This is a genomic window from Actinomyces israelii DSM 43320 (genome assembly GCF_000711965.1).
Lineage (GTDB): Bacteria > Actinomycetota > Actinomycetes > Actinomycetales > Actinomycetaceae > Actinomyces > Actinomyces israelii.
On sequence record NZ_JONS01000002.1, the window covers coordinates 1 to 23,920 of the forward strand.

Consider the following 23,920-nt stretch of genomic DNA (forward strand, 5'->3'; position numbering starts at 1 on the left):
GCGGTCATGGTGTGTCTCCGGGGTTGAGGGGCAGGGTCAGGGCGAGGACCCACTGGTGGCCCGTATCAGTATGCGTCAGACGCCCGCCCAGCAAAGAGGCCCGCTCCTGCATGCCCAGCAGACCGTAACCGGAGGACACGACGGCATCGTCGGGCCGACGCCCATCAGCAACCGGATTGACCACAAGCAGACCGACCTCGCCGTCAGCGACCTCAATACGAATAGTGCACCGCGCATCGGCGGCGGCGTACTTGACCATATTGGCCACCGACTCCTCCAGACAACGAACAAGAGTCGTGGCGACCACCGACGGCAGATCCTCAAGATCACCATCGCACGTCACCGAGGCCCTCAGCCCGGCCCCCTCCAGCGCACGACGAGCACCAGCAAAAGCCTCAGCCGCACTCAAGGAGGACAACGGCACAAGATCCGCCACCTCACGACCCTCCTGACGCAGCACACGCAGCATCGCACGCAGATCCCGCACGGACGAGCACCCCGCCGCAATGATCTCATCAAGAGCCTGCGCGACCCGCTCGTCGGGCGGCCCGAGGGCCCGAGCCTGCCGAGCCCACAGAACGATCTGGGTATTGGTACGGGCAAGGGTGTCGTGAAGCTCACGAGCGATAAGAGCGCGCTGAGCGCGCAGAGCCTCAGCACCAGCCGCCTCAGCGCGCCTCACCCGCTCACGGGACCGCCGCAGCGCCAGACCCGAGCTCAAGCCCGCTCCGAGCAGAATAAAACTGAAGGCCTGGGCGTCCTCGACGACGTGACCGCGCATGACCGCAATGAGCTCTCCGGCGGGGAAGCACATTGCGAGCAGCACCGACTGCTGGCTGCGCCCCTCGACGACGAGGAGCGGAAAAACGAGGAGAGCGGTAAGCAAAGTCGCAGTAATATAGCCGGCGGCCAAGAACTGCAGAACCCCCAGCGAGAGCAACCCGGTGACCGTCCAGGGGAAGCGGTCGACGAGCAGCACAGACACACACGACACCGCGGAGGCCGCGGTGGGAAGGTCTGCGCCGTTAACGGCCAGGTCAGCGCAGGCAGCGGCCAAGATCAGACCCGCCATCGCCCAGCGGAGCACCCGCTGGACCGCCGAGGCGTCTGGCGCGCAGAGGAGGACGCGCCACCAGTCGCGTCGGGTCCGCGCAGCACAAGACACAGGGATCACCACTGGCATGAGGCAAGCCTATGCCCAAGATCACTACAGGTCCATGGGCTCACCGGGGCTGGGGGACGGGCGAAGCGCACAATCACCGTCCTCTCCTACCAAAACAGGAGCAGTGACCAGCAAAAGGCAGGATCCGCCAACGCGGTGCTCGAACAGATGCTTGCCGTATCAGCAGCGAGCCGCGGCTCGCCGAGCCGCCCCGGGCAGCGGTCCGCGGGATCGATCGAACCACGCCGCACCCCGGCGCTCGGGTGCCGAGCCTCGATCAGGCCCCCGCGTCCACGGCCCCGTCCTCGACCACATCGAACTCGCTGGAAAGGAACACGATGAGCTCCTTCAAGGCGCTGACCGCGTCTCTGGCGCGCGCCTCCTTGCGCGATCCCGCCACACTGCTCTTCTTCTTCATCTTCCTTCCGACCCTTCTCGTCGTGCTGGCGAACGCGGCGAGATGCTGTCCGGGAGCCGATGGACACGGGATCGTTAACTCCATCGGCCCCAACGTGATGGGCTTCGGTGTCGCCCTCATCGGCATGTTCGCCGGGATGACGAACATGGCGGGGTGGCGGGAGAAGGATGCGATCCGGATCCTGCGGTGCGCCCCGATGAGCGTGCCGGCCATCCGCGCCTCCGCGCTGACGGTTGCGCTCCTCTTCTCCGTCATTCTGTCGGTCATCATCATGATGGTGGGGGTCGTTCCCGTTGTGGGGATGAGCCTGACCCCGTGGGCGCCGCTCGTCATGGTACCCGTCTTCCTGGGAACCCTTGTCTTCTACTCCTTAGGAGTTCTAGTCGGAGCAGTCGCGCCGACTGCTCCGGCCGGTTTCCCGGTCATGGTGGGAGTCACCACGACCATGAGTATCGCCTCAGGGGCAGTGGTCCCCGTCGAGGTGCTCCCGCAGTGGGTGCAGGCGCTGAGCGGCTTTACTCCGATGACCTACCTGTTGGAGGGCCTGCGGTGGCCGCTAACCGGCGTCAACAGCCCCGATGAGGCGCTGACCGGCTGGGCCGTGACGGCGGCGGTCGGTCTCGTCTTCTTCTGGGCCACTTCCGGGCTCATGCGCTGGAGGTGAGGAACAGCTCTCTCGCACAAACCCGCTCGCGCAGACCGGCCCCTGCATGCACGCGCTCCCCAGGCCGTCTCACACGAGGACCCAGCCGCGGGCGCGGGTCCGCTGCTCCCAGAAGTCCCGGTAGGGGCCCGGCGCGCCCACGAGCTCCTCGTGCCGGCCGCGCTGGACGACATGACCGCCGCCGTCGAGGACGACCACCTGGTCCGCCGCGGCGATCGTCTCCAGCTTGTGGGCGATGACGATGAGCGTCGAGGTGCGCCGCAGCTCCTCCATGGCGGCCACGATATTGGCCTCGTTCTCCGCGTCCAGGGCGCTGGTGGCCTCGTCGAGCAGGACGATCGGCGCGCGCTTGAGCAGGGCCCGGGCGATGGAGACGCGCTGGCGCTCCCCGCCGGACAGGGCGCGCCCGCCCTCCCCCACGCGGGTGTCCCACCCGTGCGGCAGGCGGTCGATGATCTCGGTGACGCCGGCGAGGTCAGCGGCCCAGCGCACCTGCTCGTCGGTGGCCCTCGGGTCCCCGACGCGGATATTGGCGGCCAGGGTGTCGTCGAAGAGGTAGACGTCCTGGAAGACCATGGACAGCTGCTCCATGAGCTGGGCGGTCGGCATGTCGCGCACGTCGGTGCCGCCCACGCGCACGGCCCCGGAGCCGGCGTCCCAGAAGCGGGCGACCAGCCGGGCGATCGTCGTCTTGCCGCTGCCGGAGGGGCCCACGATCGCGCACATGCTGTGCGCGGGCACGCTCAGCGACACGCCGTCGAGCACTCTCTCGCCCGTCCGGTAGCCGAAGACGACGTCATCGAGCTCGACGGCCCCGGGCTCGGCCGGCTCGGAGCGGGCCTCCGGCTCGGCCATGAGCTCGGCGTCCATGACGGCGTCGAGATGGTTCATCATCTGCCGGCGCTCCTCCATGGCCATGACGGAGGCGCCGACGTTGTCGAGCATGGTGGTGAAGCGCAGGCACATGCCGATGGTGGCGACCGCGGGGAGCGGCCCCATGGAGCCGCCGACGGCGAGCGCGGCCGTCAGGACGATCATGGCGATGACAACGGCCTGGGTGAGCGCGCCGTTGACGATATTGCCCCCGGTCTCCCACCACAGGGCGCGCCTGGAGGCGCGGGCCCCGTCGTCGAAGGCGGCTCTCAGGCGCGAGTAGCTCGCGGTGGCTCGGCAGGCGCGCAGGGCGCCCTGGCAGCGGGCGACCTCGACCACGCGGACGGCGAGCTCGCGCTCGGCGGGCTCGGAGATCGACTTGCCGTGGTTCAGTAGGCGGCGCGAGCCGCGGATGAGCCCGGCGAACAGCGGGGCGGCGAGCGTGAGCAGGAGGCCCAGGCGCCAGTCCCACGCCCATGAGCCGACGCCGATGACCACGCAGGCCGCGATCGTGGAGGCGAGCGTGTACATGAAGTGGGCGGCGGACTCGCCCAGGGCCACCATCTCCTGGCTGACGGCCCGCGACAGGGTGCCGGCGGTCTCGGAGGTGAACCAGCGCAGGGGCAGGCGCGCGATCCGGTCGCCGATCGCGTGGTGGACGTCGTGCATGAAGCCGAGCGCCCCGGACATGCCCCGGCGCTGCCCCTGGAACTCCGTGACGCCGGCACCGATGACGCAGACGGCCAGGGCCACGAGCCAGCCGCGGAAGGACAGACCCCAGCAGGGCCCGCCGGTGGCCAGGGCGACGCAGGCGGGCAGCAGCGCCAGCAGGGCGAGGCCCGACACTGCGCCGTTGACGACCGCCAGGATGATGCAGGCCCTCGTCTGCCGCCACGAGGCCTCGGCCATGAGCCGGTGGAAGCGGGCCAGCAGGGAGCGCGGGGCCTCGCGGGGGGCCTGGGGCCCGGGTGCCGGGGGCTCGCCGGTGTCGTTCTGCGCGGAGCCCGGGCCGCCGGCAGCCTCAGCTGTCTCAGCGGTCTCGGCGGCCCCAGCGGAGTCCGCGGCGCCGCGCGCCTCGGCGGCACCGGGCGCGCCACCGCTCGCGGCGGAGCCCGGGGCCTCCTCGGCCAGCTCGCCGGACTGGCGCAGCAGGGCGCGGTAGTGGGGCTCCTCCAGCAGGTCGGAGTGGGCGCCGACGGCGACCACGCGCCCGGCCTCCATGACGACGATGCGGTGGGCGCCGCGCACCGCGGCCGGGCGGTGGGCGATGACCAGGACCGTGCGGTCCCGCACCAGGGCGCTCAGCGCCTCCTGGATCTCGGCCTCGGACTCGGGGTCGGCCATGGCGGTGGCCTCGTCGAGGAGAAGGACGGGGGTGTCCAGCAGGATGGCGCGGGCGATGGCGATGCGCTGCTCCTGGCCGCCGGACAGGGCCGTGTCCCGGCCCAGGACGGTGTCGTAGCCAGCGGGCAGGGCCATGATCTCCTCGTCAATGCGGGCGACCCGGGCGGCGGCGCGCACCTGGTCCAGGTCGGCGTCGGGCCGTCCGAGCGCGATGTTCTCCCGGACCGTGGCGCCGAGGAGCTGGGCGTCCTGGAGGACGAAGGAGACGGTGGAGTAGAGGGTCTCCTCGTCCATGTCGCGCAGGTCCACCCCGCCGATGCGCACGGTGCCGGAGTCGGGGTCGGCGAAGCGGGCGATGAGGGTGGCCAGCGTCGACTTGCCCGAGCCGGAGGGGCCCAGGAGCGCCGTGACGGTGCCGGGCTCCAGGGCTAGGGAGACGTCGTCGACGGCGAGGGTGTCCCCGTAGGAGAAGGAGACGCAGTCGATCGCCACGCGCGCCCCCTCGGGGCGCCGGGGCTGGTCGGTGGCGGACAGGACGGGGGTGTCGAGGACCTCACACAGGCGCAGCGCGGCCGCGCCGGCCAGCTGGTAGGACCAGGAGATCGACGCGATGGTGATGAGCGCCCCGGGCAGGACCAGGGCGATGAGGGTCGTGGCCAGGACCTGGGGCAGGGTGACGACCCCCACGCCCATCAGCAGCGCCCCGCCGCCGAGGTTGACCAGGAGCAGGACGGGGATCGAGACCCATGAGAAGGACAGGCAGGTGATGGTCACCAGGGGCATGGCCCAGGCTCGGTAGAAGGCGGAGAACTCGTCGGAGGCGTTCAGGTAGGCGGCGTGGGCGCGCCCGACGCGCCCGAAGGCCTTGACCACGCCGATCCCGGAGACGAACTCGACCATGGTGGAGGACACGGCGGCCAGCTTGCGGTCCATCTCGACGGTCTTCTCCTTCATGCCGCGCATGGACACGGAGTAGGTCAGCACGTACAGCACCACGGGCACCAGCGTCAGCAGGGCCAGGCGCCAGTCGATCCAGAAGGCGCAGGCGAGCAGTGCCAGCGGGGTGACGACGGCGTTGAGCTGCTCGACGGGCCCGTGGGCGATGACAGTGTGGACGGTGGTGGTGTCGTCCTGGACGGCCTTGCGGATGCGACCGGAGGTGGACTCGGTGAACCAGGACAGCGGGGCGCGGGAGATGCGCGCAACGATGTCGCGGCGCAGCCGGTCCCGCAGGGCGAGGTCGGCCACATGGGTGATGAGCAGCGCCACGAAGTACAGGAACAGGCGCGTGGAGTAGGCGCTCACGAGCATGATGACGACACCGCGCACCCGCTGCCCGTCCGGGGCGGCGCCGGCGTTGTAGGCGTCCAGGAGGACACCGCCGAGCCGGACCAGCGCGACATAGGGCGCCACGGCCAGGACCGCCGAGACCAGGACGAGAACCTGCCCCGCCCGCAGCCGGGCGCGCACGGGGGCGCCGAGGCGCCTGATGGCGGCCTGCCCCTCGCGGGAGCGCCTCTCGCGGGCGTCCCTGGTGTCGGCCTCCGGCGCCGCTTGCTTGCTCATCGAGTGCCTCGATCCAATGGTCAACCTAATACTGAAGTACTTTCAGACCTGACGAAGGGCGACCTTACTCCCAGCGCCGTCCTGCGGGCAACCGCCGTCACCACCCACTACGGTGACCCCATGACACGACTGGGGAAGCCCACCGGACCGAAGCCCGGATTCTCACGCGCGGACGTGGTCGAGGCTGCCCTCGCCCTCGGGGTGGCCGACTTCACCCTGACCGCGGTGGCCGGCCGCCTGGGGGTGGCGGTCTCCGGGCTGTACCGCACGATCGCCTCGCGCGAGGACCTTCTGGCGGCCTGCCTGGAGCAGATCGCGGCTCGGGCCGACTTCGCCCACCAGGGCACCACCTGGCAGGACGAGGTACGCGCCAGCGCCGAAAGCATGTGGGAGCTGCTCGAACAGCACCCGGGACTGGCCGGCGTCCTCATAGGCGTGCCCTGGGCCCACCAGCTCTTCGCCGGCCCCTTCGCCGAGGCCCACCAGACCCTGGTCGACCGCGGCCTGGACCCCGAGGACGCCGGCATCGTCCTCGACTTCGTGGGCGACACCGTCATCACCATGCACGCGCAGATCGAGGTCATGCGCTCCCCCGCCGACCAGACCGTATTCCCGTCTCCACCCGGGGCGGCGGACGGGGCGGACGGCAAGGCCCCCAAGACCCTGGAGGATCGGAAGACCCGCCCGACGGGACTGGAGGAGGCGAGCCGTTTCGCCGCCGCCTCCGGCCGCTCCCGCACCATACCCGCAGTGCTGCCCCCCAATGAGAGCTGGATCGAACGGGGCGGGCTGGACCGGAAGATCGAGATCATTATCCGCGGCGTTGAGGCCTCCATCCCGGGCCTGGAGGAGCCGAGCAGCGCCCGCGGCAGCCGGCGAGTGCTCAGTAGTGGGTGACCACCGTGGTCCCGACGTCGATCCAGTCGTAGATCCAGTGCGCGTCCTCCACGGGGATGTTGACGCAGCCGTGCGAGGACTCGTCGGTGCCGATGCCGAACTCGCCGGCCCACGGCGCGCCGTGCAGGGCGTAGTCCTTGTGCCAGTATGCGATCCAGGGGACGTCCTTCTCGCAGTAGGGCCACTCAGGGGTGCAGCCCATGTCCTGCTTCTCGCGCTTGAGGTAGACGCGGTACGTGCCGGTGATGGTCTCGTGCCCGACGCCGCCGTGGTTGATGAGGATCGGCCCGTGGACCTGCGTGGTCCCCTCATAGGCCGTCAGGGTGGAGTCGGTCAGGTTCACATCGACCCACTTCTCGCCTGGGGCCGCCTGGTAGGCGAAGCGCTCGGGGCCGGCCGGCACCACCCGCTGCTCCGTGCTCGCGGGGTCCTCCTCGACCGTCAGCGAGCCGGAGTAGGCCGTCCCCGCCTCCAGCGCCTCCACAATGGCGCTGGTCGCGGCATCACGGTCGGTGACGATCCTTCCGGGCTTGGGAGGGCGGGCCGGCTCCAGAACGGTGCCGGCGTCGTCGACATTGTCAATGCCGTTGATCGGCGCCCGCTCGGCCGAGGCGGCGACCCCGTCGACCCACTCCGCGACCCTCTCCCGCGACAGGCCCGGCTCCAGCCGCCCGGCCGCCGCGGAGGACTTCACCCAGGAGGCGCGCACGGAGACCTCGGCGCTCGCCGTCGTCTTGTCGGCGCTCAGGGCGACCTGCGGAGCGATGAGCCTGTTCGCGGCCTCGGCGGCGGCCTCGGCGTCCGCCAGGGACACCGCGGGGTCCATGTCCTCGGCGGGCAGGTCGATCGCCTGGTCGCTCAGGCTGGTGGCGGCCGCCTCCAGGGCGCCGGTGAGCGCGCCGCGATCCACTCCGCGCCCCGGAGCACCGGCGACCGCCTCGAAGGCGGAGCCGTCCTCCGTCAGGCGCATGGAGGCGTCGACCGGGGCGCCGCCGGTCTGGGAGTCGATGCGGCGCCCCAGCTCCTCGACGGCGTCCCGGTCGACGGCGGTTCGCACCGGGACCGAGCGGCCTCTCACCAGCGACAGGGCACTGCCCCTCCAGGTCCCCGAGCCCGCCATGGCGGCGTCGGCGGTCGCGGCCGCGTCGATGACCCCTCCGGCCTCAGCCAGGGAGACGCTGGTCGTATGGCCCTCGCTGACAACGGTGAGCGTCACGGCGAGTGCCTTGTCGCTCAGAAGGTCGACGACCTGGTCTCGGCTCATCCCCCCGACCTCGTGCCCGGCCACGGTGACGCCGCCCAGCACCGTGTCGCGCTGGGCGTGGACCTGCGCGACCCACGCCCCCACGGCCGCCAGCGCAATGATCACCAGCCCGGACGCCAGAAGCACCGGCCGGCGCCATCTGCTCCGCGCCGCTCGCCTCTTGTGTCGGGCTCTGTGCCGGGGCCCGCGCCGGAACGGGCGGGCGGACCCGCCATCAGCGCCACGCGTACTCATCAGACCTCCGGCGCGTGATTGTATCGCAGCCCGCGTCCCCGGTCACGGCCGCCCGGAGCTCGCTGGCGCGGGGCCGCCCCTCCCGGCGGCAGACCCCCCGCGCCGGTGGCGCGAGCCGGGGAGAATCGCTCAGGCGTGCGTCTTCTGCCCCTTCCACAGGGCGTGGCCCAGGTCGCGGTTGAGCCGGGTGATGACCTCCAGCGGCACCGACTTGGGGCACACCGCGGCGCACTCGCCGATGTTCGTGCAGCCGCCGAAGCCCTCGGCGTCGTGCTGTCCCAGCATGCTGACCACGCGGGCGAGGCGCTCTGGCTGGCCCTGCGGCAGCAGGCCCAGGTGCGAGATCTTCGCGCCGGTGAACAGCATGGCCGAGGCGTTCGGGCAGGCCGCCACGCAGGCGCCGCAGCCGATGCAGGCGGCGGCCTCGAAGGCGGCGTCGGCCTTCTCCTTGCGCACGGGCACCGAGTGGGCCTCGGGGGCCGCCCCGGTGTTGACCGAGATGTAGCCGCCGGCCTGGACGATGCGGTCCAGGGCGGAGCGGTCGACGATGAGGTCCTTGAGGATCGGGAAGCCCGCCGAGCGCCAGGGCTCGATGGTGATGGTGTCGCCGTCCTTGAAGGAGGGGTCCTCGGCCAGGTGGCGCATGTGCAGCTGGCAGGTCGTCGAGCGGATCGGGCCGTGGGCCTGGCCGTTGATAACCACGCCGCACTGGCCGCAGATGCCCTCGCGGCAGTCCGAGTCGAAGGCGACCGGCTCCCTGCCCTCGGCGAAGAGCTGCTCGTTGAGCAGGTCCAGGACCTCCAGGAAGCTCATGTGCTCCTCGATGCCGGACATCGGGTACTCCTCGAAGTGCCCCTCGGAGCTCTGGTTCTGCTGCCGCCAGATCTTAAGCTTGATGTTCACTTGTAACTCCGCTGCTTGAGCTCGATGTCCTTGTAGATGAGGTCCTCCTTGTGGAGGATCGGCGGCCGGCCCTCGCCGCCCCACTCCCACGCCCCGACGTAGAGGAACTCGTCGTCGTGGCGCAGTGCCTCGCCCTCAGGAGTCTGGGACTCAGCCCGGAAGTGGCCGCCGCAGGACTCGCGGCGGTGCAGGGCGTCGATGCACATGAGCTCGGCCAGCTCGAAGAAGTCGAGCAGGCGGCCCGCCTTCTCCAGGGCCTGGTTGAGCTCGTCGGCCCTGCCCGTGATGCGGGCGTCGCGCCAGAACTCCTCCTTCAGGGCCCGGATCTGCCCGATGGCCTCGCGCAGGCCTGCGTCCCGGCGCTCCATGCCGCAGTACTCCCACATAATGCGCCCCAGCGCCATGTGGAAGTCGTCCACGCTGCGGGTGCCGCGCAGGGCCATAAGCCGGGCGATGCGCTCCTCGACGCTCCGCCTGGCCTCGGCGATCTCCGGGGCGTTCGGGTCCACCTTGCCCAGGCGCAGCATGTCCGCCAGGTAGTCGTTCATGGTGTCCGGCAGGACGAAGTAGCCGTCGGCCAGGCCCTGCATGAGGGCGGAGGCGCCCAGGCGGTTCGCCCCGTGGTCGGAGAAGTTGGCCTCGCCGCCCACGTACAGCCCGGGGATGTTGGACTCCAGGTCGTAGTCGACCCACAGCCCGCCCATCGTGTAGTGGACCGCCGGGTAGATGCGCATGGGGACCTCGTAGGGGTCGTCGCCGGTGATGCGCTGGTACATCTCGAACAGGTTCCCGTAGCGGGCCGAGACGGCGTCCCGGCCCAGGCGCCCGATGGCCTCGGAGAAGTCGAGATAGACGCCGCGGCGCATCATGCGCTCGTTACCGCTCGCGTCGCGCTCCTTGATGGCCGGACCCACGCCGCGGCCCTCGTCGCACATGTTCTTCGCCTGGCGCGAGGCGATGTCGCGCGGGACCAGGTTGCCGAAGGCGGGGTAGATCCGCTCCAGGTAGTAGTCGCGGTCCTCCTCGGGGATCTCGCGCGGGTCCTTGTCGCAGTCCTCGGCCCGCTTGGGCACCCAGATGCGGCCGTCGTTGCGCAGCGACTCGCTCATGAGGGTGAGCTTGGACTGGAAGTCGCCGGACTGCGGGATGCAGGTGGGGTGGATCTGCGTGTAGCAGGGGTTGGCGAAGTAGGCGCCCTTGCGGTGCGCGCGCCAGATGGCTGTGGCGTTGCAGCCCATGGCATTGGTGGACAGGAAGAAGACGTTGCCGTAGCCGCCGGTGGCCAGCACGACGGCGTCGGCGGTGAAGGTCTCGATCTCGCCGGTGACCATGTCGCGGGTGACGATGCCGCGGGCCCGGCCGTCGATGACGATGAGCTCGACCATCTCGTGGCGGCGGTACTCCTTGACGGTGCCGGCGTGCACCTGGCGCTCCAGGGCCTGGTAGGCGCCGATGAGGAGCTGCTGGCCGGTCTGGCCGCGGGCGTAGAAGGTGCGCGAGACCTGGACGCCGCCGAAGGAGCGGTTGTCCAGCAGGCCGCCGTACTCGCGGGCGAAGGGCACGCCCTGGGCCACGCACTGGTCAATGATGTTGGCGCTCACCTCGGCCAGGCGGTAGACGTTGTCCTCGCGGGCGCGGTAGTCGCCGCCCTTGACCGTGTCGTAGAAGAGACGGTAGGTGGAGTCGCCGTCGTTGCGGTAGTTCTTGGCGGCGTTGATGCCGCCCTGGGCGGCGATGGAGTGCGCGCGGCGGGCGGAGTCCTGGTAGAAGAAGCACTTGACGTTGTAGCCCTGCTCCCCCAGGGAAGCGGCCGCGGCGCCGCCGGCCAGGCCGGAGCCGACGACGATAATGTCGAGCTTGCGGCGGTTGGCGGGGTTGACCAGCTGGGCCTCGAACTTGCGCTGCTCCCAGCGCTTGTCGATGGGGACGGAGTGGGGCGCCTTGGTGTCGGCGATCTTGTCGCCCTCGATGTACAGGCCCTCGATGAGTTCAGTCATGGTCGTTCGCTCTCAGTGGGAAAGGACGATGCCGGCCTCGGCGGCCTTGATCGTGTACTCGGCGGCGCTCATGGGCTCCGGCACCCAGCCGAAGAGGATCGCCGTGGGCACGCACATGAAGGCGACGAACAGGCCGAAGGCGACGACGAAGGCAATGAGGCGGACGAAGGGGACGGTGTTGCCGCGGGTGGCGCCCAGGGTCTGGAGGGCCGACCACACGCCGTGCCACACGTGCAGGCACAGGGCCGCGAGCGCGACGAGGTAGATGAGGTAGACCCACCACAGCTGGAAGCCGTACCACATGTTCATATAGGCGCGGCCGTGCTCGTAGCGGCCGCCGGGGGTGATCGTCAGGGTGGTGAACTGCAGGATGTGCCAGATGATGAACAGCAGCAGGATGACGCCGCCCCATCGCATGGTGCGCATGGCGTAGCGCGAGGCGAAGTACTCGGCGCCGGGCTTCTTGACCGCGTACCTGTCGGTGCCGCGCGCCCTCTTGTTGCGGGCCCACAGGTGGAAGGCGCTGCCGGCGTGGACCAGGAGGCAGGCCACGAGGGCGGCGCGCAGGATCCACAGGACGCCGGAGGGGGGCAGGATCGGCACGAGCAGCCGGCGCAGGAAGTAGGCGTAGTGGTCGTAGGCGATCTCGCCCTCGAAGTAGTGGGTGTTGCCGTAGGCGTGGAAGAGGACGAAGACGAGGAAGAACAGGCCCGACCAGGCCATCAGGCGTTTCATGAAGACCGTCGTCGTGTAGGCGGTCCTCTTGGAGGGAACAGACGTTTTGACCACGAGGACAGGTTAACGAAAGTCCGCGGGCGACGGACCCGCATCCTGCGGGCCTCCCGGACCCCTTGATGACGAAGCGCGCGATCGCGCCGAAAGAACCGGTTCTCCCGTGCTCGCCGAGAGGAAGCCGGGTCACGGTTCCGCAGCGCTGGAGGGCCGTGGACTGACCTATTTCGTGACGCGCTAGTCAGACAAATGAGGAGGGCGCCCGACGACGGCGTGGTCGGCTCGTCCGGCGGCCCCGGAGTCGGCCGCCGCCTCGGCCCCCACGGCGCCGGCGCGGCCCGCAGAGCTCGCGGAGTCTGCGCCCGCGCCGTGTCGCACACCGGTGTCCGCGCGCATGACGAGCGCGTCCTCGACCGGTGCGAGGTAGTAGCGCCGCCGTCTGCCGATGGGGGCGAAGCCCAGGCGGCGGTAGAGCGCCTGGGCGCCTGCGTTCGAGGCGCGCACCTCCAGCAGGACGGCGGTGCAGCCCGCCCGTCGGGCGCGCCGCAGGAGGTGGGCGATCATGGCGGTGGCGACGCCCCGCCTGCGCGCGGCGGGGAGGGTCGCCACGGTCAGCAGGTCGGCGTCGCCGTCGCCGTCGCCGAACCAGAGCCCGGCATAGCCCAGGAGCTCCCCGCCGCCGGCACCGTCTGCACCGCCCGGTGCGGTGCGCGCACCCCCACCGACCCGCTCGACGACGACGTAGCACCGGTCGGCGGCCGGCCCGGAGGCGGCCGCCAGCTCGGCGTGCAGCAGTGCCGGGCTCCAGGCCTCCGCGCCGAACAGGAGGGCCTCTGCGCGGGCGACGGCCCCCAGGTCGTGCCGCCCCATGGGCCTCAGGCGCGCTCCGTCGGGCGGGGCGCCCTCCCCCGCCCGGCCGGGCTCCCGAGCGGTCCGCTGCGGCGGGCCCGGCGGGCTCTGCGCAGCCACCGGACCCGTCACCGGACCCGCTTGGGCGCGGTGGGCGGCTGCACGTCGGCGTGGCGCAGGTACAGCGGCTCGGCGGGGAGCACCGCTCCCGGTCCGGCGGCCGCGAGCCGGGCCAGGGCGATGCGGCACTGGGCGCGGGCGTCGCCGGAGACGGGCGCAAGAACGGGGCGCCCCGCCGCGATCTGCGGGTACAGCGCCGCGCCGGAGCCGGCCACGGCGTCGACGCCGTCCAGATCGGCGGCCGCGTCGGGGGCCAGCACTGCCGGCTCGTCCATGCGTTCGACGTCGTCGGCGCCCCGGGCGCGGTAGCGGGCGGCATAGACCTCGCGGCGGCGGGCGTCGGTGACCACGAGGACGGCGGCGCTCCCGTCCGCAAACCGGTCGAAAGCGGCCCGCGCGACCGCGTCCAGGCTGGGCACGCCGTGGACGGGGATGCCGCGGGCGCGCCCGAGCGCGCGGGCGGTCACCAGGCCGGCGCGCAGCCCGGTGAAGGGCGCCGGCCCGGTGGCGGCCACGACGGCGTCGAGCCCGCGGTCGGCGACCCCCGGATCTCTCAGGGCCTCGGCGAGCATGACCCCCAGGGACTCCGCGTGGCGCCGGGAGTCGGGCTGCTCGGCGCAGCTGAGCGTCTTCAGGGTCACCCGGCTTCCGAAGTCCGCGTCCGCGACGAGGAGCCGGCTGCCGAAGGAGGAGTCGATGGAGACAATGCGCACGGCCACAGCCTAAATGATTGACTCCGAGGCGGGCGGACCGGGCGACCCGGGCCCCAGTCCGCCGGCTCACGGGGCTCTCACGGGGCCCGGTCGGCGTCCTCGGCGGCCCTCGAGTCGGGGCTCTCGCGCAGGGGGGCCATGACGCGCCGCTCGTGCACGAAGGTGGTGGTGACGATGACCGCGCCAATGGCGAGGACGCCCACGCCCGTGTAGACGATGGCCAGGTCCAGCGTGTGCGAGCCCTTCCGGGTATCGGTCTTGTCTGTGTCGACGATGCCGTGCGCCCGGTCGTGGAGGACCTGGGCGTAGGCCGACAGGCCGACCGGCCCTGCCAGGCCGGCCGCGGCCTGCTCGTCCAGCGCGGTGACGACGTCGTCGGTCAGGGCGTACCAGGCGTCGCTCGCGGCGGGGTCCGCGATGTCCGCGTAGGTGTCGGCACCGTCGTCGGCACCGCCCCCGTCGGCGTCATCCTGCGCCGTGGCCGCCGGGTCCTCCGCGGAGTCCGTCGTCGTCCCCGGCGAGGGCCGCGGTGAGGGCGTGGGCGACGCCGCCGCGGCGGCGGAGGGAGGAGCCGGTTCCCGCAGGACGATGGCCCGCTCGGGCAGCGCCGTCAGGGCGGCCGCGAGCTCGGGGTCGCGCTGCACCATCGCGGACGGTTCGGAGCCGTCGGCCTCGACGACGAGCACGCCGACCGGGCCCTCTGCGGTGGAGATGACGGCGGCCCAGGTGTTCGTCGGATCGGTGGGGTCCTCCAGGTCGGTGGCGTCGAGCACGCCGTCCGACCAGGTCTCGACGTTGACGGGGCTGCCCGCGGAGGCGTCCCGGGCGACCTCCTGGTGGATCATGTCCTGACCCCGGCGGTTGATCCACTCCTGGACCTGGGGGGCCGTCATGCCCGGCGCAGCCGGCTCGGGGGACGGCGGGGAGGTCTGGGCGAGCGCCTGGGGGCCCGCCAGGAGCGCAGCCAGCAGCAGGAGAGCGCCCAGACCGGGAAGCGCGCGCACGAATGGCCCCCTCATGCCTTCAGACGGCTCAGATCGACGTCGGCCCACCGGGGGCCGGTCGCGGCGACGGTCACGGTGCGCCGGGAGTCGTCCGCCTCGGCCAGGTCGGCGACGGCGGCGGAGCCGGGGCGGGCCGCGGGGGCGCCGTCCCCGCTCAGGCCGCCGCGGGGCCGGTCAACGGTGATCTCCAGGCGGTTCTCAGACAGCGCCTCGACCTTGCCGCGCCCCCACTCGACCAGGGTCACGGACTCGCCCATGGAGGAGTCCAGGTCGAGGGCGTCGACCTCCTCCAGGGAGCCCAGGCGGTAGGCGTCCACGTGGATGAGGTCCGGGCCACCCGCCGGCGCCGGGTGGACGCGGGCGATCGTGAAGGTCGGGGACGACACGCGCCCGCGCACCCCCATGGCGGCGCCCACGCCCTGGGCGAGGGTGGTCTTGCCCGCCCCCAGCGCCCCGGAGAGCACGACGAGGTCGCCGGCCCTCAGCAGGGCGGCCAGGCGAGCCCCCAGGTCCCTGGTGGCATCGGCGTCAGCGGTCTCGATGACCACCTCGCGGCCCCGTTCGTGCGGGGCCCGGCCGCTCATCGCCCCTCCTGGTGCTCGGCCCCGCCCTCGACCGCGGCGACTGGAGCCGACGGCGCGCCCCGGACGGGTCCGGCGTCCCCGGAGCCGTCCAGCCCGCCGCCGCGGGCCACGCGGGGCACGCGGGCGCCCAGGCGGGTGACGATCTCGTAGCCGATGGTGCCGCACGCCTGCGCCCAGTCCTGGGCGGTCGGGGTGGCGGGGTCGGCGCCGGCCGCCGTCGGATCGCCCCACAGCACGGCGAGGTCGCCCGCCGCGGCCGGCGCCCCGCCGCCGTCGTCGGGCCCCAGGTCGATGACGACCTGGTCCATGCACACCCTGCCGACCACGCTCGTGCGCACGCCGTTGACGGCGACGGGGCCGGCCGAGGAGGCGGCGCGCGGCAGGCCGTCGGCGTAGCCGAGCGGGACGAGGCCCAGCCACCGGTCGGTGGGCGCCGTCCACGTGCCGCCGTAGGAGACGGCCCGGCCCGCGGGCACGCGCTTGACCTGCGCCAGGGGCGCCTCCAGCCGCATGACGGGGCGCAGCCCCAGCTCGTCCGCGGTGGCGACACCCGGGTCGGGCGACAGCCCGTACAGGCCGATGCCCGCGCGCACCAGGTCCAGGCGGGCGGCGGGGTGCCACAGGAGCCCGCCGGTGGCCGCCAGGTGACGCACGCGCGGGCTCAGTCCGGCCTCGCGCACGACCTGCTCGGCGGCGCGGAAGCGGGACAGGTGCTCCTCGGTGGAGCCGGAGGCGGGCTCGTCGGCGCGCGAGAGGTGGGACCACAGGCCGACCACCTCGACGTCGCCCGCCTCCTGGGCCCCGCGCGCGGCGTCGGCCAGCGCTGGCAGCTCGGAGGCGACGGCGCCGGCCCGGGACATGCCGGTGTCGACCTTGAGATGGACGCGGGCGGGCGGCGCACCGGGGCGGGCGGCGCGGCCTGCGGCTCCGGCCGCGGCCACCGCCGCGAGCTGGCCGGTGGTGGACGCCGACAGGTCGAGGTCCGCCTCCAGGGCGGCGCGAAGCGGGGAGCCGGGAGCGGCGGCCCGCTCGGGAGAGAGCACCGGGGCGAGCCAGCACAGCAGGCGCGGGTGCCCGGGATCGGGGCCGCGTCCCGGGACCGGGCGGGCGACGCCCGCGGCATCGAGCAGGCCGCGCAGGCGGAGCGCCTCGGCGAGCTGGGCGACGCCGAGCCAGGTGGCGCCCGCCCGCAGGCAGGTCAGGGCCACCGGCCCCAGGCCGTGCCCGTAGGCGTCGGCCTTGACCACGGCCATCCAGGGCACGCCGGCGACGCCGGCCAGGACGCGGGCGTTGTGGGCCAGCGCGTCCAGGTCGATGACGGCCCGCGACGTAGCGGCGGGCCCGGCGGGTCCTGCGAGCTCTGCGGGGGCGGCGGGCGGGGCGGGTGCTGAGCGGGTCACGACGCCCATCCTCCCACCGCGGCGCAGGCATGGGGCAGGTGGTCGGCCAGGTCGAGGGCGGCCAGCGGGCGGCCGGGCGGGGCGTCGCGCAGGCCCGAGGCGAGCTCGGCGGCCACGGCGTGGAGGCGCACGGCCAGCGCAGCGCACTGGGGGGCGTCGACGGCGGGGCCGCCGCGCTCGGCGTCGCACTGCGCGGCCGCCAGCACGGTGCCGAGGACCCCCGCCAGCGCGTCGCCACTGCCGGCGGTGGCCAGCCACCCGGGCCCGGCGTCCACGGACAGCAGGCGCGGGCGCGCGGAGCCGGCGGGCGCGGAGGGGGCGTCAGGCGCAGCGATGAGCGTCGGCGCACCCTTGAGCAGGACGGTGCCCCCGGTCAGCCGGGCCAGCTCGAGGGCGCACGCGGCCGGCGCCGCCTCGACCCGGGCGCGGCTGGTCGGCCCGCCCAGCGTCGTCAGGAGGGCGGCGGCCTCCCCCGCGTGCGGTGTCAGGATGTGCGCGGGGGCGCAGCGCATCCCGCCCCGCAGGCGCTCGGCGAGCAGCAGGAGGGCGCCGGCGTCGAAGACGGCGGGCAGGGGCCCGCGGGCCGGGTCCGCGGGCGCCGCCGGGTCCGGCCCGTCGTCGTCCAGTGCCCTGACCACCACGGCGTCGAGCTCGGCGCCGCGCACGACGTCGGCCGGGTCGGTGCCCGGCCCGATGACGAGGGCCTGGCAGCGGCCGGGCGCGGGGACGACCTCGGGGCGGCGGGCCAGGACGAGGTCCTCCACGCGGTGCGGCGCGCTCAGGCGGACCATCCCGGCCCCGCAGCGCACGGCCGCCGAGGCGGTCAGGACCGCGGCCCCGGGATAGGTCCGGCTGCCGGCCCACAGGCCGACCACGCCGCGGGTGTACTTGTGGTCGGCGTCGCCGGGGACGCGCAGGAGGCGCCCGAGGTCGGCGTCGGCGGGCCGCGAGGCGACGACGGCGCCGGGGTCCGCGGGGACGGGCAGGCCGAGGTCGGCCACCTCGACGCGCCCGCAGGCGCCGGCCGCGGGCGGCAGGATGTGGGCACCCTTGAGGCAGGTGAAGGTGACCGACAGGTCCGCTGCCAGGACGGGGCCTGCCACGGTCCCGTCGTCCACGCCGGCGCCCGAGGGCAGGTCGACCGCCATGACCCGGAAGGGCCGCGCCCCCCGCCGCCCCGCCGCGGCCAGGGGCGCCACCAGGGCGGCCGCGCGGGCGCGCAGGGGGCCGGTCGCGCCGATGCCGGTCAGGCCGTCGATGACGAGGGCGGTCCCGCCGGCGGCGGCGCGCTCGCAGGCCGCCGCGGGCTCCGGGGCGGGGCGCACCCCGGCGCGCTCCGCCTCCCGCAGCGCGTCCGCGTGGGGGTGATCGGTGGCCAGCGCCGCGGTGACGGCGCAGCCGCGCCGGGCCAGCAGGGCACCCGCCAGCAGGGCGTCGCCGCCGTTGTGCCCGCCGCCGACCAGGAGGAGGACGTCGCGGCCGGTCGCGCGGCCTGCAGCGCCGCGCAGCTCGCGCGCGGCCGCGAGCGCGAGGGCGCGGGCGGCCAGGTGCATGTAGCGGTCCGTCGAGGCGGTCAGGTCGCGCTCGGCCCGGGCGACGGCCTCGGCGCGGTAGGCGGTGGCCGGCGAGAGGGTCGGGGAGGGGGGAGGCGCGGTGCTCACTGTGCTCACGGTCCCAATAGTGTCACCGGGCGGCGCCTGCGCGCGGCCTCACGCGCCTGGTCCGGCCGCGGGCCGGCGATCTCGTGGCCCGCGGCGCGGAGCCGGACCGGCCTCGGCGCGGGTTCCGAGCGATCGCGGCGCAGGAGGGCACACTGGCGGGTGTGATTCTGGGAATCGGCACGGACCTGGTCGCCGTCGGGAGGCTGGAGGCCCGCCTCGTATCCGTCCCGGCACTGGCCGGGCGCCTCTTCACCCCCCGGGAGCGCGCCGCCTGCGCCGGGCGCGCCGCCTGCCTGGCGGGCCGGTTCGCGGCCAAGGAGGCGGTGGTCAAGGCGCTCGGCTCGGCCCTGGCGGAGGCGGGCCGGGGCGCGCCGAGCGGCTGGCGCTACACCGACGTCGAGGTCGTCTCCGCCCCCGGCGCCCCGCCGCGGCTGGCCCTGCACGGGGTCGCGCGGGCCACCGCGGCCGGGCTGGGGGTCGCCGGCTGGCGCCTGTCCCTGACGCACGACGACGGCCGGGCCCTCGCCTTCGTCATCGCCGAGGGCGGTGGCGAGGGTCCGGACGCCCCGGGGAGCCGTGCCGCGCCGGGCGCCCCCGTCACTCCACGGTGACGGACTTGGCCAGGTTGCGCGGCTGGTCGACGTCCAGGCCCTTGGCCTTGGCCAGGGCGGCCGCGAAGATCTGCAGCGGGACGACCGTGAGCAGCGGCCACATGAGCGTCGGCGTGGCCGGGACGCGGATGACGTGGTCGGCGAAGGGCGTGACCGCCTCGTCGCCCTCCTCGGCGATGACAATGGTGCGGGCGCCGCGGGCGCGGACCTCCTGGATGTTGGAGATGACCTTGTCGTGCAGGACGGGGCGGCGCGGCGTGGGCACGATGACGAAGACCGGCAGGCCGTCCTCCACCAGGGCGATGGGGCCGTGCTTGAGCTCGCCGGCGGCGAAGCCCTCGGCGTGGACGTAGGCGACCTCCTTGAGCTTGAGCGCCCCCTCCAGGGCGACGGGGAAGCCGACGTGCCTCCCCAGGAAGAGGAAGGAGGCCCGGTCCGCCAGCATCGCGCCGAGCTCCTGGACGTCCTCCTCCTGCTCGTTCAGGAGCCGCTGGATCCTGGCGGGCATCCGCTCGAGCTGGGCCAGGTAGTCGGCGACCTCGTCGTGCCACTTGTTGCCGCGCAGCTGGGCCAGGTAGAGGCCCAGCAGGTAGCAGGCGGTGATCTGGGCGAGGAAGGCCTTGGTGGAGGCCACGGCGACCTCCGGCCCGGCGTGGGTGTACAGGACGGCGTCGGCCTCGCGGGCGATGGTCGAGCCGTAGGTGTTGACGATCGCCAGGACGCGCGAGCCCTGCTCGCGGGCGTGGCGCACCGCCTGGATGGTGTCCATGGTCTCCCCGGACTGGGAGATGGCCACGGTGAGGGTCTTCTCGCTCACAATGGGGTCGCGGTAGCGGAACTCGTGGGCGAGCTCGATCTCGACGGGGATGCGGCACCAGTGCTCGATGGCGTACTTGGCGACGTGCCCGGCGTAGGCGGCGGTGCCGCAGGCGACGACGATGATCTTGTCCACGCTGCGCAGCACGGAGGCCTCGATGCGCATCTCGTCCAGGATGAGGTCGCCCGCCTCGTTCACGCGTCCGCGCAGGGTGTCGGCCACGGCGGTGGGCTGGTCGTGGATCTCCTTGTCCATGAAGGTCTCGTAGCCGCCCTTGACGGCGGCCGAGGCGTCCCAGGAGACCTCCCAGGCGGCGGGCTCGACGGCGGTCCCGTCGGCGTCCCACACGCGGACCTCGTCGGCGGTCAGCAGCAGGACCTGGTCGTCGTCGACCTCGGCGGCGCGCCTGGTGAAGGCGACGAAGGCGGCCACGTCGCTGCCCAGGAAGTTCTCGCCCTCGCCCAGGCCGATGACCAGGGGGCTGGAGCGGCGGGCGGCGACGATGGCGCCGGGGGCCAGAGACGTGACGGCCAGGAGCGCGAAGGCGCCCTCCAGGCGGGAGGTGACCGCGCGCATGGACTCCACGAGCAGGGCGGCGACGCCGGCCTCCTCCAGGGCCTCGCCGGCGGCGTCGAGGCGGGCGGCCAGGTCGAGGTCGAGCAGGTGGGCGACGACCTCGGTGTCGGTGGCCGACAGCAGCTCGCGGCCGGCTGCCTCCACCTCGGCGCGCAGGGAGCGGAAGTTCTCAATGATGCCGTTGTGGACGACGGCGACGCTGCCGGCCCGGTGCGGGTGGGCGTTGACCGTCGTCGGGCCGCCGTGGGTCGCCCAGCGCGTGTGGCCGATGCCGCAGACCGCGGGGGGAGGCGGGGCGGCCGCCAGCGCCCCGCGCAGGTTGTCGAGCTTGCCCGCGGCCTTGACGACGTCGAGCCCGCCGGGGCCCACGAGGGCGACGCCGGCGGAGTCGTAGCCGCGGTACTCCAGGCGCCCCAGGCCGTCCATGAGGACGGCCAGGGAGCGCTCGGACGGGGTCGGGGGGCCGACATGGCCGACAATTCCACACATGGGGATGATGGAATCACGCCCGCCCCCACGAGACAACGGGTCATCCTCCGTATCACGTGAGACCTGCGGCATTCCGGGGCGCACGGTGCTCGCGCCTGAGCGGCGCCCGTGCGGATGCGTCAGACTTGGGCGGTGAGCTCCGCGCCGTCCCCCTACATCGAGTTCAGCCGCAACCAGTGGCGCGCACTCGCCTCGACCACTCCCCTGCCCCTGACCCAGGCCGACGTCGAGAAGCTGCGGGGCCTGGGGGACCCGATCGACCTGGCGGAGGTCGACGTCGTCTACCGGCCGTTGACGGCGCTGCTGGAGGACTACATCGCCACCTCCCGCGAGCGGGCCCGGCGCATCTCGGACTTCCTGGGGGTGGGCCCGCACCCGACGCCCTTCGTCATCGCCGTGGCCGGCTCGGTGGCGGTGGGCAAGTCGACGACGGCCCGCCTCATCGCCCACCTGCTGGCCCGCTTCCCCCAGACCCCGCAGGTCACGCTGGTGACCACCGACGGCTTCCTGCTGCCCAACGCGGTGCTGGAGGAGCGCGGGCTCAGCGCCCGCAAGGGCTTCCCGGAGTCCTACGACCGGCGGGCCCTGCTCGACTTCGTCGCGGCGGTCAAGTCGGGGGCCGAGCGGGTCGAGGCGCCGGTGTACTCGCACACCGTCTACGACATCGTGCCCGGGGGCTCCGTCGTGGTCGAGCGGCCCGACGTCCTGGTGCTGGAGGGGCTCAACGTCCTCCAGCCGGCGCCGCGCCCCCGCCGGGTCGACCGCGGATCCGGCCCGGCGGAGCGCGAGGCGGACGCCCCGGCGCTGGCCGTCAGCGATTTCATCGACTTCTCCATCTACGTGGACGCCGACCCCGAGGATATCCGCCGCTGGTACCTCGACCGGTTCCTCACGCTCAAGCGCACGGCCTTCAGAGAACCGGGCTCCTATTTCCAGCGCTATGCCACTATCCGCGACGACATCGCCGTGGCCGCGGCCAACGAGGTCTGGGAGAGCATCAACCTGGTCAATCTGCGCGAGAACATCGCTCCGACCCGGGGGCGGGCCACCCTGGTGCTGCACAAGGACTCCCAGCACCATATGCACCGGGTTCTGCTGCGTAAGATCTGAGTCCTGCCCGAATACTGTCTGGGTGCCGCCGGGTCGGCGCCGCCCCGGCGGCGCCGCGCATTCCCCCGCCCCCTCGGAACCACTGCCCATTTCCGCCCCACGGCCGAGTCCGCGCTCAAGAGCGCCCCATGTTGAAACCGACCAAGTCCCACGACATAACAACGGCACGGCTCAGCCTGAAAACCGCTTGCGTGTGACAGTATCGGCGCCATGAGCAGCACCGCCGATATCAGCAGCAATAACCCGGGTGATAACACGTCCTCCGGCCCCCGGCCGGCCGGCGCCCACGACGGCCGCAACGTTTACGACGTCGTGGTCATCGGCGCGGGCCCGGCCGGGGAGAACGTCGCCCAGTACGCCACCCAGGGAAGCGGACTGAGCGCCGTGCTCATTGAGGGCGGGCTGGTGGGCGGGGAGTGCTCGTACTACGCCTGCATGCCGAGCAAGGCCCTGCTCCGCCCCCTGGAGGTGGCCGCCGCCAGCGCCCACCTCACGGGCCTGGAGGCCGCCAGGATCTCGGTGCCCGGGCTGCTCGAGCGCCGTGACACGTGGGTGTCCCGCTACGACGACGCCGGGCAGGTGTTCTGGGCGGCCAGCGCGGGCATCGACGTGATACGCGGCTGGGCGCGCCTGGACGGGGAGCGCCGGGTGGTGGTGAGCACGCCCGAGGGCCTGCGCCTGCTGGAGGCCCGCCACGCCGTCGTCCTGGCCACCGGCTCGCACCCCGTCATCCCCCCCGAGCTGCAGGGCGTGCACGCGTGGGGGTCCCGCGACGTGACGGCCGTTCAGGAGGTGCCCAGCCGGCTCGTCATCGTCGGCGGCGGCGTGGTGGCCTGCGAGGCCGCGACCTGGATGTCCGCTCTGGGCAGCACGGTGACCATGCTGGTGCGGGGGCCGCGCCTGCTGAGCAGGGCCGAGCTCTTCGCCTCGAAGATCGTCACCGAGGCCCTGACCGAGCGCGGCATCAGGGTGGTCGCCGGGGCCCGGGTGTCCTCCTGCGAGCGGATCCAGGCCACCGACCGCGGCCTGGGCCGCCTCCACGGCGGCGCGGTGCGCGTGGCCTGCGGCCAGGAGGTCTTCGACGCCGACGAGGTCCTGGTCTCCACCGGGCGCAGGCCCGCCCTGAGCGGAGTCGGCCTGGACACGGTGGGGCTGAGCCCCGACGACGTCGTCGCCGGCATGCTCCCGGAGTGGCTCTACGCGGTGGGGGACGCCAGCGGCCAGGCGACGCTGACCCACATGGGCAAGTACCAGGCCCGGATCGTGGGCGAGCGGATCGGGGCGCGCGCCGCCGGGTGGGCGCCCGAGCCGGTGCCCACCGACGTCCCGATCCCCCAGGTGGTCTTCACCGACCCGCAGGTGGCCTCCAGCGGGCTGACGCAGGCGCAGGCGCGCGACGCGGGCATGAACATCGTCACCGCGCGCGTCGCCTACACCTCCGCCGCCGGCGCCGTCCTGCTGCGCGACGACGCCCAGGGGGAGGCGGGTCTCGTGGTGGACCGCGCCAGCCGCACCGTCGTGGGCGCCACCTTCGTGGGGCCGGAGGCCGGAGAGCTCATCCACGCCGCCACCATCGCCATCACGGCCAAGGTCCCGATCCCGCTGCTGCGCCACGCCGTGCCGGCCTACCCCACCGCCAGCGAGATCTGGCTACGCCTCATCGAGTCCCTGCCCGCCGACATTCTCCACCCCGGCCAGTAGCGCCGGCCGGAGCCCCGGGCGCGGGGCGGTCGGCCCGCGGGCGCGTGCGGCGCGCCGGTCGCCCGGCGGGCGCTCACACGCACCACTCGCACCGCTTCGGCCCCAGGGGCATCGTGCGTCTCCTGCAGTCGCCGCCTCCGCGTCTCAGTACCCATCTGCACCCATCAGTGTCCGTCGGCACCCGCGCGCACGTGGAAGGATGTGGGGTGTTCGCGACACCTATCGCACAGG

Annotated in this window: 18 protein-coding genes; 5 read left to right on the forward strand and 13 right to left on the reverse strand. The window is 73.3% G+C overall.

Annotated elements, in window-relative coordinates; translation table 11 throughout:
- Window positions 1-4: 4 nt before the first annotated feature.
- On the reverse strand, window positions 5-979 hold the full coding sequence (locus tag O145_RS01195) for a sensor histidine kinase (protein ID WP_169740308.1): 975 nt from the start codon (window positions 977-979) through the stop codon (window positions 5-7).
- A gap of 521 nt (window positions 980-1,500) precedes the next feature.
- On the opposite strand from O145_RS01195, the gene O145_RS01200 reads away from it, so the two are divergent.
- Complete coding sequence (locus O145_RS01200; protein ID WP_084682283.1) at window positions 1,501-2,244, forward strand: ABC transporter permease; 744 nt, start codon at window positions 1,501-1,503, stop codon at window positions 2,242-2,244.
- A 69-nt stretch (window positions 2,245-2,313) separates the two neighbouring features.
- Here O145_RS01200 and O145_RS16820 read toward each other — a convergent pair whose 3' ends face one another.
- On the reverse strand, window positions 2,314-6,027 hold the full coding sequence (locus O145_RS16820) for an ABC transporter ATP-binding protein (protein WP_084682284.1): 3,714 nt from the start codon (window positions 6,025-6,027) through the stop codon (window positions 2,314-2,316).
- 120 nt (window positions 6,028-6,147) lie between these two features.
- Between O145_RS16820 and O145_RS01215 the strand changes: the two genes are divergently transcribed.
- Window positions 6,148-6,924 (forward strand): TetR/AcrR family transcriptional regulator, encoded by a 777-nt coding sequence (locus tag O145_RS01215; RefSeq protein WP_043558592.1) that lies wholly within the window; start codon window positions 6,148-6,150, stop codon window positions 6,922-6,924.
- Here the strand turns inward: O145_RS01215 and O145_RS01220 are convergent.
- The 10 genes from O145_RS01220 to O145_RS01265 form a co-directional block, all read right to left on the reverse strand.
- A complete protein-coding gene (locus O145_RS01220; RefSeq protein ID WP_043558594.1) occupies window positions 6,911-8,314 on the reverse strand; it encodes a L,D-transpeptidase family protein in 1,404 nt (467 codons plus the stop codon). The genes O145_RS01215 and O145_RS01220 overlap by 14 nt on opposite strands.
- Before the next feature lie 237 nt (window positions 8,315-8,551).
- On the reverse strand, window positions 8,552-9,325 hold the full coding sequence (locus O145_RS01225) for a succinate dehydrogenase/fumarate reductase iron-sulfur subunit (RefSeq protein WP_043558595.1): 774 nt from the start codon (window positions 9,323-9,325) through the stop codon (window positions 8,552-8,554).
- On the reverse strand, window positions 9,322-11,322 hold the full coding sequence (locus tag O145_RS01230) for a fumarate reductase/succinate dehydrogenase flavoprotein subunit (protein ID WP_043558597.1): 2,001 nt from the start codon (window positions 11,320-11,322) through the stop codon (window positions 9,322-9,324). Before O145_RS01230 ends, O145_RS01225 begins: the two co-directional genes overlap by 4 nt.
- Window positions 11,323-11,334: 12 nt before the next feature.
- Window positions 11,335-12,111 (reverse strand): succinate dehydrogenase cytochrome b subunit, encoded by a 777-nt coding sequence (locus tag O145_RS01235; protein ID WP_043558599.1) that lies wholly within the window; start codon window positions 12,109-12,111, stop codon window positions 11,335-11,337.
- 180 nt (window positions 12,112-12,291) lie between these two features.
- Window positions 12,292-12,924 (reverse strand): GNAT family N-acetyltransferase, encoded by a 633-nt coding sequence (locus O145_RS01240; RefSeq protein WP_084682286.1) that lies wholly within the window; start codon window positions 12,922-12,924, stop codon window positions 12,292-12,294.
- 107 nt (window positions 12,925-13,031) lie between these two features.
- Window positions 13,032-13,736, reverse strand: a complete 705-nt coding sequence (gene tsaB, locus O145_RS01245; protein ID WP_043558927.1) for a tRNA (adenosine(37)-N6)-threonylcarbamoyltransferase complex dimerization subunit type 1 TsaB — start codon at window positions 13,734-13,736, stop codon at window positions 13,032-13,034.
- A gap of 77 nt (window positions 13,737-13,813) precedes the next feature.
- Complete coding sequence (locus tag O145_RS01250) at window positions 13,814-14,755, reverse strand: hypothetical protein (RefSeq protein ID WP_043558601.1); 942 nt, start codon at window positions 14,753-14,755, stop codon at window positions 13,814-13,816.
- The gene (gene tsaE, locus O145_RS01255) at window positions 14,752-15,324 is read right to left on the reverse strand and encodes a tRNA (adenosine(37)-N6)-threonylcarbamoyltransferase complex ATPase subunit type 1 TsaE (RefSeq protein ID WP_043558603.1); all 573 of its coding nucleotides are present in this window, start codon (window positions 15,322-15,324) and stop codon (window positions 14,752-14,754) included. Before tsaE ends, O145_RS01250 begins: the two co-directional genes overlap by 4 nt.
- A complete protein-coding gene (gene alr, locus O145_RS01260; protein ID WP_084682287.1) occupies window positions 15,321-16,733 on the reverse strand; it encodes an alanine racemase in 1,413 nt (470 codons plus the stop codon). Before alr ends, tsaE begins: the two co-directional genes overlap by 4 nt.
- Entirely contained in the window at window positions 16,721-18,394 is a 1,674-nt protein-coding gene (locus tag O145_RS01265) for a bifunctional ADP-dependent NAD(P)H-hydrate dehydratase/NAD(P)H-hydrate epimerase (protein ID WP_229118280.1), read from the reverse strand. Before O145_RS01265 ends, alr begins: the two co-directional genes overlap by 13 nt.
- 152 nt (window positions 18,395-18,546) lie before the next feature.
- On the opposite strand from O145_RS01265, the gene O145_RS01270 reads away from it, so the two are divergent.
- The gene (locus O145_RS01270; RefSeq protein ID WP_084682288.1) at window positions 18,547-18,996 is read left to right on the forward strand and encodes a holo-ACP synthase; all 450 of its coding nucleotides are present in this window, start codon (window positions 18,547-18,549) and stop codon (window positions 18,994-18,996) included.
- Here O145_RS01270 and glmS read toward each other — a convergent pair.
- Window positions 18,983-20,878: a glutamine--fructose-6-phosphate transaminase (isomerizing) gene (gene glmS / locus O145_RS01275; protein WP_043558605.1), complete on the reverse strand. Its 1,896-nt coding sequence runs from the start codon at window positions 20,876-20,878 to the stop codon at window positions 18,983-18,985. The genes O145_RS01270 and glmS overlap by 14 nt on opposite strands.
- 114 nt (window positions 20,879-20,992) lie before the next feature.
- On the opposite strand from glmS, the gene coaA reads away from it, so the two are divergent.
- Both coaA and O145_RS01290 read left to right on the forward strand, forming a co-directional pair.
- Window positions 20,993-21,988: a type I pantothenate kinase gene (gene coaA, locus O145_RS01280; RefSeq protein WP_229118281.1), complete on the forward strand. Its 996-nt coding sequence runs from the start codon at window positions 20,993-20,995 to the stop codon at window positions 21,986-21,988.
- Between the two features lie 210 nt (window positions 21,989-22,198).
- Window positions 22,199-23,689 carry a dihydrolipoyl dehydrogenase family protein gene (locus O145_RS01290; protein WP_043558609.1) on the forward strand — a complete coding sequence of 497 codons (1,491 nt, stop codon included), beginning with the start codon at window positions 22,199-22,201 and terminating at the stop codon, window positions 23,687-23,689.
- Window positions 23,690-23,920 lie beyond the last annotated feature (231 nt).

Excerpts from the sequence above, each read along its gene's own strand:
- O145_RS01200 (WP_084682283.1), top strand. The coding sequence starts at position 1,501 with ATGAGCTCCTTCAAGGCGCTGACCGCGTCTCTGGCGCGCGCCTCCTTG.
- O145_RS16820 (WP_084682284.1), bottom strand. The coding sequence starts at position 6,027 with ATGAGCAAGCAAGCGGCGCCGGAGGCCGACACCAGGGACGCCCGCGAG.
- O145_RS01215 (WP_043558592.1), top strand. The coding sequence starts at position 6,148 with ATGACACGACTGGGGAAGCCCACCGGACCGAAGCCCGGATTCTCACGC.
- O145_RS01230 (WP_043558597.1), bottom strand. The coding sequence starts at position 11,322 with ATGACTGAACTCATCGAGGGCCTGTACATCGAGGGCGACAAGATCGCC.
- O145_RS01240 (WP_084682286.1), bottom strand. The coding sequence starts at position 12,924 with ATGGGGCGGCACGACCTGGGGGCCGTCGCCCGCGCAGAGGCCCTCCTG.
- O145_RS01250 (WP_043558601.1), bottom strand. The coding sequence starts at position 14,755 with ATGAGGGGGCCATTCGTGCGCGCGCTTCCCGGTCTGGGCGCTCTCCTG.
- tsaE (WP_043558603.1), bottom strand. The coding sequence starts at position 15,324 with ATGAGCGGCCGGGCCCCGCACGAACGGGGCCGCGAGGTGGTCATCGAG.
- alr (WP_084682287.1), bottom strand. The coding sequence starts at position 16,733 with ATGGGCGTCGTGACCCGCTCAGCACCCGCCCCGCCCGCCGCCCCCGCA.
- glmS (WP_043558605.1), bottom strand. The coding sequence starts at position 20,878 with ATGTGTGGAATTGTCGGCCATGTCGGCCCCCCGACCCCGTCCGAGCGC.
- coaA (WP_229118281.1), top strand. The coding sequence starts at position 20,993 with ATGCGTCAGACTTGGGCGGTGAGCTCCGCGCCGTCCCCCTACATCGAG.
- O145_RS01290 (WP_043558609.1), top strand. The coding sequence starts at position 22,199 with ATGAGCAGCACCGCCGATATCAGCAGCAATAACCCGGGTGATAACACG.